The following is a 16,877-nucleotide window of genomic DNA, read 5'->3' as shown; positions in this document are numbered from 1 at the left end:
AGGCGGCGCGCCCATGGACCCTACCGGCCCCAGCCTCGCCGCGCGCGCCGCACGGGCCGTCCGCTGGAGCGCGCTGACGACCGCCGCGCGCTTCGCGCTGCAACTGGGTGCCCAGGTGGCGCTGGCCCGGCTGCTCGGGCCCGGCCCCTACGGCGCCTACGGCCTGGGCATCGCGGTGCTCACCTTCGCCGGCTTCCTCGCCGGCACCGGCTTCAGCCACAGCCTGGTGCTGCGCGACCGCGTGGGCGAAGCCGACATCCGCCTGGCCTTCACCTGGCAGCTGCTCGCCGGCGCAGCCTGCGCGCTGGCGATGGCGCTGGGCGCGCCGGCCGCCGCCGCCTTCTTCGGCACGCCCGCGCTGGCCCCGGTGCTGCGCTGGCTGGCCCTGGCCTGCGTGCTCACCGCCGCCAGCGGCACCGCGCTGTGCCTGCTGCAGCGCGCGCTGGACTTCCGCCGCCTCGGCCTGCTGCAGCTGGCGGCCTACGCCGCCGGCTACCTCGCCTGCGGCCTGCCCCTGGCCCTGGCCGGCTGGGGCGCGCAGGCCCTGGCCATGGCCGCCGTCGCCCAGGCCGCCGCCACCCTGGCCGGCGCCTGGTGGCTGCGCCCGCACCCGGTGCGCCCGCTGCTGCGGCACGACGACGGCGGCCAGGCGCTGGACACCGGCCGCGCCGTGTTCATCACCAACCTCGCCAACTGGCTGCTCGCCAACCTGGACCGCCTCGTCATCGGCCGCGCCCTGCAGGCGCACGGCGTGGGCCTGTACACCCTGGCCTGGAACCTCGCCCAGATCCCGGTGACGCTGCTGCTCGGCGCGGTGCAGCCCGCCTTCCTCGCCTCCGGCGCGAAGCTCGCGGGAGACGCCCGCGCGCTGGCCCGCGGCTGGCTCGCCGCCGTGGCCTGCGCCCTGGTGCTGCTGGTGCCGGCGGCGACGGTGCTGGCGCTGCTGGCCCCCGCGCTCGTGCGGCTGCTCTATGGCCCGGCGTGGACGCCGGCCGGCGCCGTGCTCGCGCTCCTCCTGGCCTGCCTGCCGGCCTGGGCGCTGTGGGGCCTGTCGACGCCGGTGCTGTGGCACACCGGCCGGCGCCGGCTCGAGGCCCGCCTGCAGTGGCCGGTGCTGGCGCTGGCCCTGCCCGCGTGGTGGTGGCTCGCACCGCAGGGGCTGGCCGCCGTCGCGGCGGTGACGGCGCTGGCGCTGCACCTGCGCGCCCTGGCCACCGTGCGGGCGGCGCTGCAGGCCCTGTCCCTGCCCGGCGCGCGCCTGCTGCCGCTGGCGCTGCGCGGCGCGGGGCTGGCGCTGGCCTGCGGCGCGGGCACCGCCGCGGGCCTGGCCCTTGCCACGGTCGCCGCGCCTGGCGGCGCCGGCTTTGGCGCCGGGGATGGCGCCGCGGGAGGCGCCGCAGGAGGCGCCGTCCAGGCCGCCGCCTCGCTGGCCCTGGGGGGACTGGGCGCGCTGGCGGCGGCCGCCGGCCTCGTCGGCCTGCGCCCGGCCCTGCTCGGCGAGGAGGCGCGCACGGCGCTGCGCCAGCTGCGCCCCCTGCGGCCGCAGCCCGCGCCCGGAGGCAGTCCATGACGGCGCCGCGGCGCTCGCTGGGGCTGCTGCCCTGGGTCTTCCCGGCGATGCTGCTGGTCGGCGCGCTGGACGTGCTGGCCGGCGGCCGCGACCTCGCCGAGCACTTCGCGCAGCTGCAGGCCGCCGCGCCCGCCCCGCGCCCGCCGCTGGCGGCCTGGGCGCAGCGCGTGGTCTCGCTGCTGCTGCTGCTCGCCGCGATCGAGCAGGTCGCCAACCACTTCGCGCTGCGCGTGCCGGCGCGCTCGCGCGGGCTGCTGGCGGCCTTCATCGGCTACTGGCTCGCCACCATCGCCGCGCCGGCGGTGTTCGGCGCGCACCCGCAGGTGGGCCACGAGCTGCTGTACGCACCGGCGGCCGGCATCGCCACCTGCCTGGCCAGCCCCGCGGAGAAGGACCGCCTGCTGCGCCTGTCCCGCGACACGCTGCTGGCCCTGATGGCCGCCGGCCTGCTGCTGGCGCCGCTGCGCCCCGTCCTGGTGATGGACCTGAGCTACGCCGACGGCCTGCTGCCCGGCGTGCCGCGCTTCGCCGGGCTGGCGTCGCACCCGGTCACGCAGGGCCTGCTGGCGCTGGTGGCGCTGCTGCTGCTGTGGGCCTGCCCGCCGGCCCGCCGCCGGGTGCGCCAGGCGGCCTGGGCGCTGGCGCTGGGGGTGCTGGTGATCGCGCAGTCCAAGACCGCCTGGGTCGCCTTCCTCGTGTGCAGCCTGGCCATGGCCGGCGTGCGCCTCGGCGGCATGTTCTGGCGGCGCCTGTCCGACCCGCGCCGCCAGGGTTTCGGCGTGGCGGTGTGCGCCGCGCTCGCCACGCTCGCCGCCGCCACCGCCCTGTGGGTGCTCTCCGGCGAGGCCGGCGCGCGCCTGGAGGACCTCCTGGAGAGCGAGCAGGGCGCGCAGCTGGTCTCGCTCACCGGCCGCGACCGCATCTGGGCCGCCGCGGCGCAGGAGTGGCGCGCGCACCCGGTGTTCGGCTACGGCCTGTCGCTGTGGGACCCGGCGTACCGCGCCGGCATCGGCCTGCCCAACGCCACCCACGCCCACAACCAGTTCATGGACGACGCCGCGCGCGCCGGCAGCGTGGGCGCGCTCGCCCTCGTGGCCTACGGCCTGGTGCTCGCCGTGCTCTCGGTGCGCCGGGCCCGCGCCACGCAGGGCCTGTCGCTGGCGCTGTTCCTGGCGATCGCACTGCGCTCGGTGAGCGAGGTGCCGCTGCTGCTGCGAAGCACCGACACCGAGCTGTTCACGCACCTGCTGCTGCTGGCGACGCTGGCGGCGGCCGGCCCCGGCGCACGGGCCCGCGCGGCACGGGCGCCCCTGTCCCTGCGACCAGGAGTTGCGGCATGAAGTTCTCGGTGGTCATCCCCCTGTACAACAAGGCGCGCTTCGCCCCGGCCACGGTGGCCTCGGCGCTGGCGCAGTCGCTGCCGCCGCTGGAGGTGATCGTCGTCGACGACGGCTCCACCGACGGCAGCGCCGCCGCCGTCAGCGCCCTGCGCGACACGCGCCTGCGGCTGGTGCGCCAGGCCAATGCCGGCGTCTCGGCCGCCCGCAACCGCGGCATCGCGCTGGCGCGCGGCGACTGGATCGCCTTCCTCGACGCCGACGACGCCTGGCACCCCGGCATGCTCGCCGCGCTGGCGCGGGCCCATGCCGCCTGCCCGCGCGCCGACCTCCTGGGCACCCGCTTTCGCACGGTGAACGACGCCGGCGGCGGCCCCCTGCCCGCCTGGCGCGTGCCGGCCAGCTTCCGCGAGGTGGAGGTGATCGACGACCTGCGCCAGCGCTGGATGCGCAACACCCCCCTGTGCAGCAGCAGCGCCGCGGTGCGCGCCGCCCGCCTGCACGCCCTGGACGCCTGCTTCGCCGAGGGCGAGTCCTACGGCGAGGACCTGGACATGTGGTTCCGCCTCGGCGACCTGGCGCCGGTGGCGGTGGTGGACGCGCCGTACGCCACCATCCGCGGCGGGGTACCGGGCAGCCTCAGCGAGCGCGGCGAGCGCGAGCGGCGCGGCCTCCCGCCGTTCCTGGTGCGCATGCGCGCGCAGGCGCTGGACGGCACCATCCCCGCGCACCACCGCGACTCGGCGCTGTGGTTCGTGGCGCAGCAGCAGGTGACGCTGGCGCGCCAGGCCCTGGCCGCCGGCCGCCGCGGCCTGGCCCTGCGCTGGCTGCTCGAGGCGCGGCACGGCTGCACCCACCGGCGCTGGCTCCTGACCTTGGCGATGGCGCTGTGCCTGCCCCCCGGCCTGGCCGGTCGCTGGCAGCGGTGGCGGGTGCGCAACGCCGAGGCCGACCTGTACATCGGCGAGGAGTGCGCGCCATGACGGACACCCCCTGCCTGCTCTCCGTGATCATCAAGGCGCTGGACGAGGAGGCCCATGTGGCCGGCGCCATCCGCAGCGCGCTGCTCGCGGTGGAGGCCGCCGGCGGCGGCGAGGTGGTGCTGGCCGACTCGTGCAGCCGCGACCGCACCGTACCGGTCGCCGCCGCCTACCCGGTGCGCATCGTGCAGCTGCTGGACCCGCGCGAGCGCTGCTGCGGCATCGGCCCGCAGCTGGGGCTGCAGCACGCGCGCGGCGAGTACGTCTACCTCATGGACGGCGACATGCGCCTGGCCCCCGGCTTCCTCGAGCAGGCGCTGGCCTTCCTGGCGCAGCATCCCGAGGTGGCCGGCGTGGGCGGGCGGGTGGTGGAGCGCAACCAGCAGAACCTGGAGTACCGCGAGCGCACCCGCCGCATGCAGGCGCAGGAGGCGCACCGCCAGCCCGGCGCGGTCGACCGCCTCGACGGCGGCGCCCTGTACCGCCGCCGCGCCATCCGCGAGGTGGGCTACCTCTCCGACCGCAACCTCCACAGCTACGAGGAGCTGGACCTCGCGGCGCGCCTGCGCGTGCGCGGCTGGAAGCTGTGGCGGCTGCCGGTCGATGCGGTGAGCCACGAGGGCCACCGCACGCCCGCCCTGCGCCTGCTGTGGCGGCGCTGGACCACCGGCTACGCCTGCGGCAGCGGCGAGGTGCTGCGCGCCGCGCTGGGCCGGCCCTGGCTGCGGCTGGTGCTGCACGATCTGGGCGAGCTGCGGCTGTACGCCGGCGTGTGGGCCTGGTGGGGCGCGATGGCGGCGGTGGCGGCCGCGCCCTGGCCGGCCGCCTGGCAGGCGCCGGCGCAGGCCGGCCTGGCGGCTCTCGCCGCGGGGCCGCTGCTGGCGGTGTCGGCGCGCAAGCGCTCGCTGGCGCGCGGCGGCTATGCGCTGGCCTCGTGGTGCGTGAACGCGGCGGGCCTGGCGCGCGGCCTGCTGAGGCCGCGCCGGCCGCCGCAGGCGCGCATCGCCAGCCGGGTGCTGCGCGAGCCGCAGGGCGGCGCCTGCATCGACGGCATCGCCCCGGTCGCGCCCGCCCGCCCCCGCCCGCCCTGGATGCACCGCTCGTGAGGACGCCCCCCGACATGGACACCCCGCCCACCATCCTCGTCGCCTGCCCCTGGTCGCCCGTGGGCGGCGGCATGTTCAAGGTCGCCGACTACCTGATCCAGGCGCAGGCCGACCCGCCGCCGCCGGGCCATGCGCGCCTGCGCCCGCTGGACACCCGCGGCGCGGGCCATGCCGCGGCCTCGCTCGGCGTGCTGGCGCGCGCCGTCGCCCAGGTCACGCGCGCCCGCCACGAGGGCCTGGCCGGCGTGCACGTGAACCTGGCCGAGCGCCTCAGCCTGGTGCGCAAGTGCCTGCTGGTGGTGGCCTGCCACCGCCTGGGCGTGCCGGTGGTGCTGCACCTGCACGCCGCGCAGCTGCATCGCGGCTGGCCCCGGCTGCCGGCGCCGGCGCAGGCGCTGGTGCGCCGCGTGTTCGCCCTGCCGCGCTGCTGCGTGGTCCTGGGCCACAACGCCGCCGCCTTCGTGGCCGGCGAGCTCGGCGTGCCGGCGTCGCGGGTGGAGGTGGTCACCAATGGCGTGCCCGAGCCGGGGCCCGCGCCGGCCCGCCCCCGGCCCGCCGCCAGCGGGCCGCTGCGCCTGCTGTTCGTGGGCAACCTGTCGGACCGCAAGGGCGTGCCCGAGCTGCTGCAGGCGATGGCGCGGCCCGAGCTGGCCTCGATGGCGGTGGAACTCACCTTGGCCGGCGGCGGCGACGCCTCGCGCTACCAGGCGATGGCGCGGGCGCTGGGCCTGGGCCCGCGGGTGCGCTTCGCCGGCTGGGCGGCGCAGGACGAAGTGGCCCGCCTGCTCGCCGGGGCCGACGCGCTGGTCCTGCCCTCGCACGACGAGGGCCTGCCGCTGGCGGTGCTCGAGGCGCTGGCGCGCGGCGTGCCCGTGGTGTGCACCCCGGTGGGCGAGATCCCGCTGGCGCTGGCCGACGGGCGCGAGGCCTGGTTCGTGCCGCCGGGCGACCCGGCGGCCCTGGCCCGCGGGCTGGCCCGGGTGCTGGGCGACGCGGCGCTGCGCGAGGCGCTGCGCGCCCGCGGCCGGGCGCTGTACCTGCGGGCCTTTTCCATGCCGCGCTTCTTCGCCCAGGTGGCCGATGTGCACCGCCGCCACTTCGGCGTCGCCGCGGCCCTCGCCGTCCCGGGCGCCGGGCCGGTGCCGGGGCCGTCGGGCGCGCGGCCGACCTCGGGCGCGGTGCGCCGGGAGCAGCCCGCATGATCGGCGACGCCGATCGCGTGCCGGCCGGCAGCGTCCTGCGGGCCGACCTGTGCATCGTCGGCGGCGGGCCGGCCGGTATCGCCCTGGCGCTGTCGCTGGCCGGCCGCGGGCTGCAGGTGCTGCTGCTGGAGGCCGGCCGCCACAGTGCCGACCCGCAGGCCCAGGCGCTCTACGCGGGCGAGCTGGCCAATGGCGGGCACAGCCCGCCCGACCGCTACCGCCTGCGCGGGCTCGGCGGCTCCAGCGCGATCTGGGGCGGGCGCTGCATGCCGCTGGACCCGATCGACCTGGAGGCGCGCGCCTGGGTGCCGCACTCCGGCTGGCCGCTCGCGTGGGAGGAGCTGCTGCCGCATTACCGCGAGGCCAATGCGCTGTGCGAGGCCGGCGAGTTCGCCTACTCCTCGCGCGAGGTGTTCCCCGGCCTGGCGCCGCTGGTGGCGGGCGTGGACCCGCAGGCTCTGCGCACCGACTCGCTGGAGCGCTTCTCCTGCCCCACCGACTTCGGCCGCCGCTACCGCCGCCGCCTCGAGCTGGCGCGCGACCTGCGCGTGCTGCAGGGGGCGGTGTGCACCGGGGTGCGGCTGGCGCCGCAGGGCGCGGCGGTGGAGCGCCTCGACGTGGCCACGCTCTCGGGGCATCCGCTGCGGGTGCGCGCACGCGCCTACGTGCTGGCCTGCGGCGGGCTGGAGACGCCGCGCCTGCTGCTCGCCTCGGACGACGTGCAGCCCGCCGGCGTGGGCAACCGCCACGGCGTGGTGGGGCGCTACTACATGTGCCACATCGCCGGCAGCGTGGGCGAGCTGCAGGTGCAGGCGGGGGCCGGCGAGGTGCGACACGGCTACGAGGTGTCGCCCGACGGCGTCTACTGCCGCCGCCGCCTCTCGCTGCCCGCGCAGCGCCAGCGCGAGCTGGGCGTCCTCAACGCGGTGGCTCGGCTGCACTTCCCGCGCATCAGCGACCCGGCGCATGGCAGCGGCGTGCTCTCGGGGCTGTACCTGGCGCGCCGGCTCGTCTCCTACGAGTACGGCCGGCGCCTGCATGACGAGACACCGCCGACGCTGGCGCTGCACCTGCGGCACCTGGCCAACCTGGCGCGCGACGCGCCGGCCGCCACCGCCTTCCTGGCGCACTGGCTGGCGCGGCGCACGCTGGCGGCGCGCAAGTTCCCCTCGGTGATCCTGCGCCCGCGCGGCAACCGCTTCAGCCTGGAGGTGCAGGGCGAGCAGGAGCCTCGGCCGGACAGCCGGGTGATGCTGGCCGATGCGGTGGACCCGCTGGGCCTGCGCCGCGTGCGGGTGGACTGGCGCCACGGCGAGGCCGACATCGAGTCCGCCGGCCGCACGCTGGACGCCTTCGCCGCCGAGTTCGCGCGCAGCGGCGCGGGTCGCTTCCGCTACCGGCGCGAGACCCTGGCCGAGGACCTGATGCGCTATGGCGCGTACGGCGGCCACCACATCGGCACCACCCGCATGGGGCGCGACCCGCGCACCAGCGTGGTCGACGCGCAGTGCCGCGTGCACGGCGTGGCCAACCTGTACGTGGCCGGCAGCGCGGTGTTCCCCACCTCGGGCCAGGCCAACCCCACGCTGACCCTGGTGGCGCTGTCGCTGCGCCTGGGCCGGCACCTGGCGCAGGCGCTCGCGCCGCGGCGTCCCCCTCACCTGGAGGTCATGACATGAGAGTGCTGGTGCTCGGAGGCACGGGCTTCATCGGCGCACGCCTGTGCGCCCTGCTCGCGGACGCGGGCCACGCGCCGGTGGCGGCGGGGCGCCGCGCCGGCGGCCGCACGCTGGGGCTGGACATCCGCGACGAGGCGGCGCTGCGCGCCTCGCTGCGGCGGGTGGACGCCGTGGTCAACTGCGTCGCCGGCGGGCCGGGCGCGATCGCTGCCGGCGCGGCCTCGCTCGCGCGGGCCGCGCGGTCGGTGGGCCTGCGGCAGCTGGTGCATGTGAGCAGCCTGGCGGTGTATGGCGACCTCGAGGGCGAGGTGGACGAGTCCGCGCCGCTGTCGGCGCCGGCCACCGGGTGGTACGCGCGGGCCAAGCGCCAGGCCGAGGCGGCGCTGCTGCCGCTGGCGCAGGCAGGCACCGCCGTCACCGTGCTGCGCCCGGGCTGTGTGTGGGGGCCTGGCAGCCGGCTCTGGGTGGAGCGCATCGCCGGCCTGCTGGTGGCGGGCCGCCTGGGCGACCTGGGCGCGGGTGGCGATGGCTGGAGCAACGGCGTGCATGTGGACGACGTGGCCCGCGCAGCGCTCGCGGCGCTGCGGGCCGATGCCGATGCCGACGCCGATGCCAGCAGCAGCGGCCGCGCGGCGCGGTCCCGTGTCTACAACCTCGCGGCGCCGGACAGCCCGCGCTGGAACGCCTGGTTCTGCGACCTGGCGCTGGCCATCGGCGCGACGCCGCTGCGCCGCGTCCCCGCGTCGAGGCTGAGGCTGGATGCCTGGCTGGCGGGCGCGCCGCTGCACGCGCTGCGGCGCCTGCGCGGTCGCGGCCCCTGGCCGGTGTCGCCGGGCCTGCCGGCGCTGTTCGCCCGCCAGCTGCGGCTGGACGCGACCGCCGCCACCCGCCAGCTCGGCCTCACCTGGACCGCCTACCCGACGTCGCTGCACCAGGGCGCGGCCTGGTGGCTGGCGCAGCGGGCGGCGCCTACCCGGGCGGGGTGGGTGGCGTAAGGGGGCTGGGGTCAGGTCTTGCAGCAACGCGACGGGTTGTCTCGGTCTCCCCGGGCTTCCCCCGGCTAAGCGCGCTGCACGGGCGGGGGCAGCAGGCTCCTCCCGGGGGGCTGGTGCGCTCCCGCGCACGGCCCCACGGGTCCCTCCGCCTGCCGCCCCCGCCCGCGCATCACGCACGAACACGCGAAGGCTTCGCGCCGGAAGGAACACGGGTCGTTTTTCACGCCACGGTCCGCTCGCACGCGTGAGCAATGCGCGTTCGAAGTCGCCCCTCGCTCGCTTGCAGCCGCCCCTCCGAAATACCTCGGCCGGACAAGACGGAGGTGATCTCTCCGGCGCGAAGCCTTCAACTTGGCGACGCGAACCTCGCCGGAGAAAGACAGGCAACAGCGCCACGCAAACCCGATCGACAAACAAACTGTCGCGTTAATGCAAGACCTGACCCCCTGCCCCCCGCCAGTCCCGCCACGCACAGCCCAGCGCGCGTGCCAGGAAGACCGGATTGCCCACCACGTAGCGCCCGAACAGCCGACGTGGTTCGCAGGCCAGGCGCCAGGCCCACTCCAGGCCCGCGGCCCGCAGCGGCCGTGGCGCGCGCACCGTCCGGCCCGCGAGGAAGTCGAGGATGGCGCCGCCGCACACCACCAGGCAGGGGTGCCGCAGTGCGTCGCGCAGCGCCCGCGCCACCGCCTCCTGGCGCGGCATGCCCATGGCCAGCACCACCAGCCGCGGGCGGTGCTCACGCACGAGGCGGACATAGTCGTTCACCGGCAGGAACCCGTGCGCCACCACGCAGCGCGCGCCCGGCGCCCATTCGCCCTCCACCACCGCCCGCGCCCGCGACAGCCACGGCTCGCGCGTGCCAAGCAACGCGATGGAAGCCCCCGCGTGGCGACGCAGCAGCCGCGGGATCAGGTCGGTACCGTTCAGGTTCAGGCCCGGCGCGCGATTGGCCAGCGCCATGAACAGCCCCACGCCCACCCCGTCGCGCAGCAGCGTGTCGGCCACGAGCAGGTCGCGCGCGAACGCGGCGTCGCGCGCGGCGAGGTTCAGCGCGTGGGCGTTGGCAAAGGCCAGCACGTGCGGGCCCGCCGGCCGGTCCAGCCACTCCAGCAGCTGCCCGCACCCCGCCTCGCCATGCACCACCGACAGCGCGCGCACCAGGCGCAGCCAGCGCCCGTGCCAGGGCGGCTCACTCACGCGCGGCCCGTGGCGTTGAGGACCGCGCCGACCACCGTCACGCCGAACTCCCGCAGCGAGCCGGCCAGGCCCGCCAGCCCCGGCAGCGAGCTGGCGTCGCGGCAGGCCAGCACCAGCGCGGCGCCGGCGCGCACGGCCACGGTGCCGGCGTCCGCGCAGCCGCCGAAGGCCGGCGTGTCGACCAGGATCACCTCGTAACTCGAACGCAGCGACGACAGCAGCCGCGTGAAGGCGCCACGCGCCAGCAGCTCCTGCGGGTTCGGCGGCGCGGTGCCCGCGGGCAGCAGGGACAGCCCGGGCAGCGCCGGGATGTCGACCACCGCGTCGGTGCCCAGGCGGCCCGCCAGCACCCCCGACAGCCCCTGCCGCCCGGCCACGCCGAACAACCGGTGCTGGCGCGGGTGGCGCAGGTCGGCATCGATCACCAGGGTGCGCTTGCCCAGTTGCGAGAACAGCACCGCCAGGTTGGCCGTGACATAGCTGCGGCCCTCCCGCCGACCGGGGCTGACCACAGCCAGCGCGGCATGACGCGCATCGTTCTCGAACCACCGCAGCATCAACTGGCTGCGCAGCGAGCGCAGGTGCTCCACGGCCTCGTTCTCCGGCTGCCACGCCGCCACCAGCTCGGGGCCGAGGCCGGCGTCGCGCGGCGGGCTCACGTGGCCGAACTGCAGGCTCAGCGCGGCGCGAACGTCCTGCGGCGTCAGCAGGCCCAGCGCCATGCCGGCCTCGCCATAGAGCTGGCCCGAGCGGGCCTGGTGCTCGTGGATCCGCTGCGCGTCGGGCGGCGCCAGGCGGCCCAGGTCGACCAGCAGCGCCCCCATCGGCAGGCCGGCCTGGCGCGAGGCCAGCGCCAGCGGGTTGTCGCCGTCACGCGGCATCGGCAGGACACGGGAGGTCATGCGGCACCTCCGGGCGCCAGCGACAGCATCCGCCGCGCCGGCCGCGACGGCGCGGGCAGCGCCGGCGGGACGCTGGCGAGCAGCGGCAGGTCCGCCCCCAGCACGATGTCGTCCGCCGAGCGCACGCGCCGGCGCGCCAGCTCCAGGCCCAGCGCGCCGACCACCCCCAGGACCAGGCCCGCCAGCACCGCGACCGCCAGCGCCTGCCGCGTGCTCGGGCCGGCCGGCTGCTGCGGCTCGAGCGCGGGCGCCAGCAGCAGCAGGTTGGTCTGCGTGGTCAGGCTCTGCAGCCGGGTCTTGGAAGCATTGGTGCTCACGCCCTCGAAGGCGCGCTGCGCCGCGTCCACGTCCTGCTTGAGGAGCGCGAGGTGGGCGCGGTCCCGGTTCAGGTCCAGCACCCGCGTGCGCTGCGCCGCCAGCGCCGCGCCCAGGTCCCGCTCGCGCGCCTTGCCGGCCTCGTAGCTGGCCTCCAGGCTGCGCCCGATGCGGGCCGTCTCGCCCGCCAGCCGCGCCTGCAGCGCGTCATGCTCGGCCTGCAGCCGCTGCATCTGCGGGTGGCGCGGCCCCAGCGTGGCCGAGGCCTCCTGCAGCCGCGCCTCGGTGCGGGCGATGTCGGCCTTCAGGCCGTTGACCAGGGGACTGAGCATCACCTCCGCCACCGTCTCGCGCGCCGCGCCGCGCTTGCTTTGCGGGTCCGTCGTCTGCGCCTGCACCGCGGCGAGCTGGGTGGCCAGCGCGTTGAGGCGCGCCATCTCGTGGTCGGCCTGGCCCTCGCTGACCAGGCCGGCGCGCTGCTGGAACTCCGAGAGCCGCAGCTGCGCCTCCTCCAGCTTGCGCCGCGACAGGCGCACCTGCTCGTCGAACCAGGTGGCGTCCTGCTTGGCCGGGCCGGTGCGCAGGTCCAGGCTCACCTCGACGAAGCCGCGCGCGAACGCATTGGCCACGCGCGCCGCCTCGCCGGGGCTGCGGCCGGTCCAGCCGATGTGGATGATGTTGCTCTCGCGCGCCGGCTTCACCTCCAGGCCGGCCTTGAGGGCCTGCAGCCGCTCGCGCCGGCGGGCCTCGCCCAGGGGCGGCGCGTCGGGGTTGCGGCGCACCTCGTCGGCGACGATCTGGTCCAGCGCGCGCTCGGCGACGCGGTCGCTGCGCGCCACGTCGATCTGCGTGGCCATGTAGCTGGCCAGCAGCGCGGGCGAGTAGCCGCCGCCCACGTCGCTGGCCTGCACGTCGACCAGCACCGGCGCGCGCGCGCTCCACCAGGCCGGCCGCAGGAGCACCCAGGCCAGGGCCGCCGCCAGCGTGGCCAGCACGATCAGGCCCGCGCAGGCCCAGCGGGCCCGCAGGATGGACAGGAACTGCATCAGCGTCATGGCGCCCTCCCCGGCTCGATCGCGGCGGCCTCAGAACAGGCTCTCGCGCACGTAGATCACGTCACCCGGCTGCACCAGGTCGGTCAGCTCGGGGCTGGACTCGGCCACCTTGCCGTCGGGTCCCGCGCGGTGCAGGCGCAGCCGGCGCTGGCTGCCGCGCGCGGTGGGGCCGCCGCCGGCGGCCAGCGCCTGCATCACGGTCATCTGCCGCTCGACGCGGTAGGGCCCGGGCTTCTGCGCCTCGCCGTAGATGTAGAAGACCGGCGCGCGCGGCACGTACAGCGCGTCGCCGGCGGCCAGCACCAGGTCGTCCTGCGCAGCGGCGCCGGAGAACAGCGAGGGGATGTCGATCACGCGGCGCAGGGGCTGGCCGCCGCGCGTGCCGGTGACCACCAGCACGTCGTCCCCCAGCGGGGTGACGCCGCCGGCCGAGGCCAGCATCTCGCTGGCGCGCACGTTGGCCGTCTCCAGCGGGAAGCGGCCGGGCCGCGCCACCTGCCCGAGCACCGCGACCTGGCTGCCGCGCACCTGCACGAGGTTGATGTTCACCTGCGGCGACTTGAGGAAGCGCCCCTGCCGCAGCGCGTCGGCGATGCGGCGCTCGGCCTCGCCCAGCGACAGCCCGCCCACCTGCACGCTGCCCACCAGCGGGTAGCTGATGGCGCCCGCCTCGGAGACGCGGGCCTCGACGCTGAGGTCGGGGTTCTGGAACACCTGCACGCGGATCGCATCGCCGGGGCCGAGGCGGTACTCGCCCGCGGCGAACGGGAGCGCGGGCAACGCGCAGGCCAGGAGGGCGATGGCGCGCAGGAGGATCGGCACGAGGTTCAGCACAGGGGACATGGCAGGCTCCGCAGGGTCGTTCAGAAGGCCAGGCGCGCGGCCAGCGACACCAGCCGCGCGCGGAAGTCGTGGGACGGCAGGCTCGAGTCGCGCCATTCGCGCCGCACCGAGGCCGAGACGCGCAGGGCGCGCATCACGTCCCAGTCGAGGCCCAGCGAGACCTGGCGCAGGCGGTCGTCACGGCCGGCGTCGGGCGAGGCCGCCGCGGCCACCTGCCAGGCGCGCTTCTCGCGCGCCAGCCGCAGGCGCAGGGTGAGCTTGGCGGTGGCGTGCCAGGTGGGCGAGACATGCGCGCGCCAGCCGCGCACGTGGCCGCCGCCGGCGAACTCGTAGCTGCCCAGGTCGCGCGCCAGGCCGAGGTCGACCCGCGTCTTGGGCGAGTAGCGCCAGCCGGCCTCCAGGCTGCCCACCGTGCCCTCGAAGTCGCGCCCCGGCTCGGCGTCGTGCGCGCGCCGCAGGCGGCCCACGCGCAGGTCCAGCGTGGTGCCCTCGGTCGCGGGCCAGTGCAGGGAGACGGTGGGCTCGGTCTCGCGGAAATCGGGCGCGACGCGGTCCTCGTAGTGCCCGTCGCCGCGCCGCAGCCAGGCCAGCACGCGCGCGCCCGAGGCGAACTCGTAGCCCCCGCCGAGCCGGGCGCTGTCCACCCGCGGGCTGGACTCCAGCGCGCGCGGGTCGTCGCTGCGGCTGCTGCGGCGCGACAGGCCGGCCAGCGCGCGCCAGCCGCCGGCGCCCAGCCAGGTGGCCTGGGCCAGCTCGTCGCGCTCGGTGCGGCGGAACACGCTGCCGGCGCCGGGGGTGGCGTCGGTGATGTCGCGGTACTGGCGGCGCTGCGCGCTGAGCACGCCCTCCAGCCGCGGCGTGACGCGGAAGTTCCACGCCGCCTCGTAGGCCAGGGTGCGGTAGTCGAGGTTGGCGAAGTCGCGGTAGTGCCAGCGGCGGGCCTCGGCGTCGAGCGTGAGCCGTTGCAGGCTCCAGCGCTTGTCCAGGTGCAGTCCGGCGGCCAGCACCGCGGCCTCGTCGGCGGTGGCCTGCGGGGCGCGCAGCACGTTGGAGTCACGCTCCAGGCCGGCCGAGGCGCGCCACTGCAGCACCGGGCCGGCCGGCTCGTCCTGCGCGCGCGCGGCAGTGGCCGTAGCGAGGACGGCCAGGGCCGTGGCGGCAATGAGGGCCGGGGTGGCCGGGGTGGCCGCAGTGACGGCTGGGGCCAAGGCGGTCGGCGGACGGCAACAGGGGTTCACGCAGGCTCCTCGGGGACCAGGGGGAACGATGGTCGGGTTGGCGAGCGTGCCGAGGCAATGGCTCGTTCGGGGGGGTCGGGGCGCGCGCGTGCTCAATACGCCGCGCGGTCGAAGAACACCAGCCGGATGGTGCGCAGGATGATCAGCAGGTCCAGCCCCAGCGACCAGCGCCGCAGGTACTCCAGGTCCAGCCGGATGCGGCCCTCCATCTTGTCCAGCGAGTCGGTCTCGCCGCGAAAGCCGTTGACCTGCGCCCAGCCCGTGATGCCCGGCCGCACCTTGTGCCGCACCATGTAGGCACGGATGCGGGCGCGGTACAGCTCGTTGTGCGCCACCGCGTGAGGTCGCGGGCCGACGATGCTCATTCGCCCCTGCAGCACGTTGAAGAACTGCGGCAGTTCGTCCAGCGAGGTGCGACGCAGGAAGGCGCCCAGGGGCGTGATGCGCGCGTCGCCGCGCCGGGCCTGCGCGATCTGCGGGCCGTCCTCGGCCACCGTCATGCTGCGGAACTTCCACACCACGATCTCCTCGCCCCCCAGCCCGTAGCGGCGCTGGCGGAAGATCACCGGCCCGCGCGAGGTGCAGCGGATCGCGGCGGCCACCGCCAGCATCAGCGGCGCGAGCAGCAGCAGGATCAGCGAGGCCAGCACCAGGTCGCTGGCGCGCTTGAGGGCGCCGGCCGCGCCGCGGAACGGCGTCTCGCAGACGCTGATGACGGGCAGGCCGCAGATGGTGTCGGCACGGCCCTGGATCAGGTCGGTCACGAACAGGTCCGGCACGAAATACACCGAGGCCGTGGTGTCCTCCAGCGCCTCGAGCAAGGCCCGCACGCGCGGCTGCGACGCCATGGGAAGCGACAGGTAGATCAGGTGCACGCGCCGGGCCGTCACCACCGCCGCGACGTCGTCGAGCCGGCCGAGGTAGCCGGGCCGGGTGGGCACGCGCTCGCCGGCGCGGTCGTCGAACCAGCCCACGAGCGTGACGCCGGCGTCCCGCGTGCGCGCCAGGCGCTCGGCGAGGGCGCGGCCCTGCGGGTTCAGGCCCACCACCACCGCGCGCAGCGGCGGCCCCTCCAGGCGCGCCAGGCGCGGCGCGGCGCGGCGCAGCGCCAGGTGCGCCGCCACCTGCAGCACGGGCGCGAGCGCCAGCCACGGCAGCAGCACGCCCGGGGCCAGGCGGTGGATCTCGCCGGTGGCCGCGGCCGCAAACAGCAGCAAGCCGCTCGCCAGCAGCCAGCCCCCCAGCAGCCCGCCCAGGGCCTGCCGCCAGGGCTGGCGCAGGCGCGGCGGCGCGGGATAGGCCAGCGCGAACGCCAGCACGCCGGTGAAGGCCCAGGGCAGCGTGAGCGCGCCCTCGCGCCAGGCCGCCAGCGCCCACAGCGAGAGCACCGCCGCGAGCGGTTCGAGCCAGGCTTCCAGCAGTCGCACCAGGCCGCTGTCGCTGCCCGGGGGCGCGGGCAGCAGGGCGGCGGGCTGGCGCGGCGAAGCGGCGTCAGGCATGGGCCGCCAGGCGGGTCAGCCGGGCCACGGCCTGGGCGCGGTTGGTCACGTCGAGCTTGCTGAAGATGCTTTTCATGTGGTTCTTCACCGTGAACTCGCTGATTCGCAGGATGCAGCCGATCTCGGGGTTGGTCTTGCCCAGCGCGACCCAGGCCATGATCTGCCGCTCACGGCCGCTGAGGACGCCCACCGGCGCCACCAGCGAGGCCACCGCGTCGCCCGCCGGCGCGAGCGGGTGGCGCAGCAGCGGCAGGCGCCGCAGCGCGGTGTCGATGAAGGGCGCGAGCAGCCGCAGCAGCGCCGGCTCGGCCTCGCCGGGACGCGGCCGGCCCGAGAGCAGGGCGAACAGGCGCTCGCCGCCCTGGCCGGTGTCGGGCGTGGCGTGGACGACGGCGCTGCGCATCCAGCCCAGGGCCGCGGGCGCCGCACCGCCCTCGCCGCACAGGCGCAGGCAGCCCTGCACGTCGACGCAGCAGGGCGCCTGGCGCGCCGCCACCCAGCAATCGCGCAGGTAGTGCACCAGCGGGCGCAGCCGCGGGCCCAGGCCGTCCTGCGTGCGCAGGCCGGGCAGGCTGGAGACCAGGTCGACCTGCAGCACGCCGCAGCGGAAGTCGCCCCAGGCGGCCAGCATCAGCTCGTGCGGCAGCAGGCCCTGGACCGGCCCGGCCAGCCACCGCCACAGCGCCTCGTGCGAGGCCAGGCCCGCGCCGAGCGAGGCCACGTGCAGGAACTGCGAGGGGTCGGCATCGGCATCGGCATCGGTGGGGGCGGCGGGCGGGTGCATGGCGGGGCGGGCGGTGGTCGGCGACTGGGGACGGATGCTGCGCGAGCCGGACAGCGCGCCCCTGTAGGCGCCCGCTTCGGCCAGGTGTCGGCGGCTGGCGCAGCCATTGCCGCGCAGGCCGCGGCCCGCGGCGTACACTGGCGCCCCCCTGCCCCGTCCCCCGCGCCTGCCG

General features: G+C 77.0%; 14 protein-coding genes. 7 read left to right on the top strand and 7 right to left on the bottom strand.

Annotated elements, in window-relative coordinates; all coding sequences use genetic code 11:
• The first annotated feature begins 13 nt into the window (after nucleotides 1-13).
• From ACT80S_RS05270 to ACT80S_RS05240, 7 genes are read left to right on the top strand one after another with little or no spacing between them, the layout of a single operon-like run.
• The gene (locus ACT80S_RS05270) at nucleotides 14-1,570 is read left to right on the top strand and encodes an oligosaccharide flippase family protein (RefSeq protein ID WP_377413499.1); all 1,557 of its coding nucleotides are present in this window, start codon (nucleotides 14-16) and stop codon (nucleotides 1,568-1,570) included.
• Nucleotides 1,567-2,910, top strand: coding sequence for an O-antigen ligase family protein (locus tag ACT80S_RS05265; RefSeq protein WP_377413497.1), 1,344 nt, complete (start codon nucleotides 1,567-1,569; stop codon nucleotides 2,908-2,910). The genes ACT80S_RS05270 and ACT80S_RS05265 overlap by 4 nt, the downstream gene beginning before the upstream one ends.
• The gene (locus ACT80S_RS05260) at nucleotides 2,907-3,890 is read left to right on the top strand and encodes a glycosyltransferase family 2 protein (RefSeq protein ID WP_377413495.1); all 984 of its coding nucleotides are present in this window, start codon (nucleotides 2,907-2,909) and stop codon (nucleotides 3,888-3,890) included. The genes ACT80S_RS05265 and ACT80S_RS05260 overlap by 4 nt, the downstream gene beginning before the upstream one ends.
• On the top strand, nucleotides 3,887-4,993 hold the full coding sequence (locus tag ACT80S_RS05255; protein ID WP_377413493.1) for a glycosyltransferase family 2 protein: 1,107 nt from the start codon (nucleotides 3,887-3,889) through the stop codon (nucleotides 4,991-4,993). Before ACT80S_RS05260 ends, ACT80S_RS05255 begins: the two co-directional genes overlap by 4 nt.
• Before the next feature lie 14 nt (nucleotides 4,994-5,007).
• Nucleotides 5,008-6,195 (top strand): glycosyltransferase family 4 protein, encoded by a 1,188-nt coding sequence (locus ACT80S_RS05250; RefSeq protein WP_377413491.1) that lies wholly within the window; start codon nucleotides 5,008-5,010, stop codon nucleotides 6,193-6,195.
• On the top strand, nucleotides 6,192-7,874 hold the full coding sequence (locus ACT80S_RS05245) for an FAD-dependent oxidoreductase (protein WP_377413488.1): 1,683 nt from the start codon (nucleotides 6,192-6,194) through the stop codon (nucleotides 7,872-7,874). The genes ACT80S_RS05250 and ACT80S_RS05245 overlap by 4 nt, the downstream gene beginning before the upstream one ends.
• Nucleotides 7,871-8,869, top strand: a complete 999-nt coding sequence (locus ACT80S_RS05240) for an NAD-dependent epimerase/dehydratase family protein (RefSeq protein ID WP_377413485.1) — start codon at nucleotides 7,871-7,873, stop codon at nucleotides 8,867-8,869. Before ACT80S_RS05245 ends, ACT80S_RS05240 begins: the two co-directional genes overlap by 4 nt.
• Before the next feature lie 426 nt (nucleotides 8,870-9,295).
• On the opposite strand, the gene ACT80S_RS05235 is transcribed toward ACT80S_RS05240, so the two are convergent.
• From ACT80S_RS05235 to epsA, 7 genes are all read right to left on the bottom strand, one after another.
• Nucleotides 9,296-10,069 carry a WecB/TagA/CpsF family glycosyltransferase gene (locus ACT80S_RS05235; RefSeq protein WP_377413483.1) on the bottom strand — a complete coding sequence of 258 codons (774 nt, stop codon included), beginning with the start codon at nucleotides 10,067-10,069 and terminating at the stop codon, nucleotides 9,296-9,298.
• The gene (gene epsG / locus ACT80S_RS05230) at nucleotides 10,066-10,971 is read right to left on the bottom strand and encodes a chain length determinant protein tyrosine kinase EpsG (protein WP_377413481.1); all 906 of its coding nucleotides are present in this window, start codon (nucleotides 10,969-10,971) and stop codon (nucleotides 10,066-10,068) included. Before epsG ends, ACT80S_RS05235 begins: the two co-directional genes overlap by 4 nt.
• The gene (locus ACT80S_RS05225) at nucleotides 10,968-12,341 is read right to left on the bottom strand and encodes a chain length determinant protein EpsF (protein WP_377413478.1); all 1,374 of its coding nucleotides are present in this window, start codon (nucleotides 12,339-12,341) and stop codon (nucleotides 10,968-10,970) included. Before ACT80S_RS05225 ends, epsG begins: the two co-directional genes overlap by 4 nt.
• A 30-nt stretch (nucleotides 12,342-12,371) precedes the next feature.
• Complete coding sequence (epsE, locus tag ACT80S_RS05220; RefSeq protein ID WP_377413476.1) at nucleotides 12,372-13,184, bottom strand: polysaccharide export protein EpsE; 813 nt, start codon at nucleotides 13,182-13,184, stop codon at nucleotides 12,372-12,374.
• Between the two features lie 20 nt (nucleotides 13,185-13,204).
• The gene (locus ACT80S_RS05215; RefSeq protein ID WP_377413473.1) at nucleotides 13,205-14,392 is read right to left on the bottom strand and encodes an outer membrane beta-barrel protein; all 1,188 of its coding nucleotides are present in this window, start codon (nucleotides 14,390-14,392) and stop codon (nucleotides 13,205-13,207) included.
• A gap of 122 nt (nucleotides 14,393-14,514) precedes the next feature.
• On the bottom strand, nucleotides 14,515-15,921 hold the full coding sequence (locus tag ACT80S_RS05210) for an undecaprenyl-phosphate glucose phosphotransferase (protein ID WP_377413470.1): 1,407 nt from the start codon (nucleotides 15,919-15,921) through the stop codon (nucleotides 14,515-14,517).
• A complete protein-coding gene (epsA, locus tag ACT80S_RS05205) occupies nucleotides 15,914-16,843 on the bottom strand; it encodes an XrtB/PEP-CTERM-associated transcriptional regulator EpsA (RefSeq protein WP_377413467.1) in 930 nt (309 codons plus the stop codon). Before epsA ends, ACT80S_RS05210 begins: the two co-directional genes overlap by 8 nt.
• Nucleotides 16,844-16,877 lie beyond the last annotated feature (34 nt).

This window comes from Ramlibacter sp. MAHUQ-53 (assembly GCF_052600055.1).
Note: the sequence above shows the minus strand (reverse complement) of the source record. Positions and strands in the feature narration are given on the sequence as shown.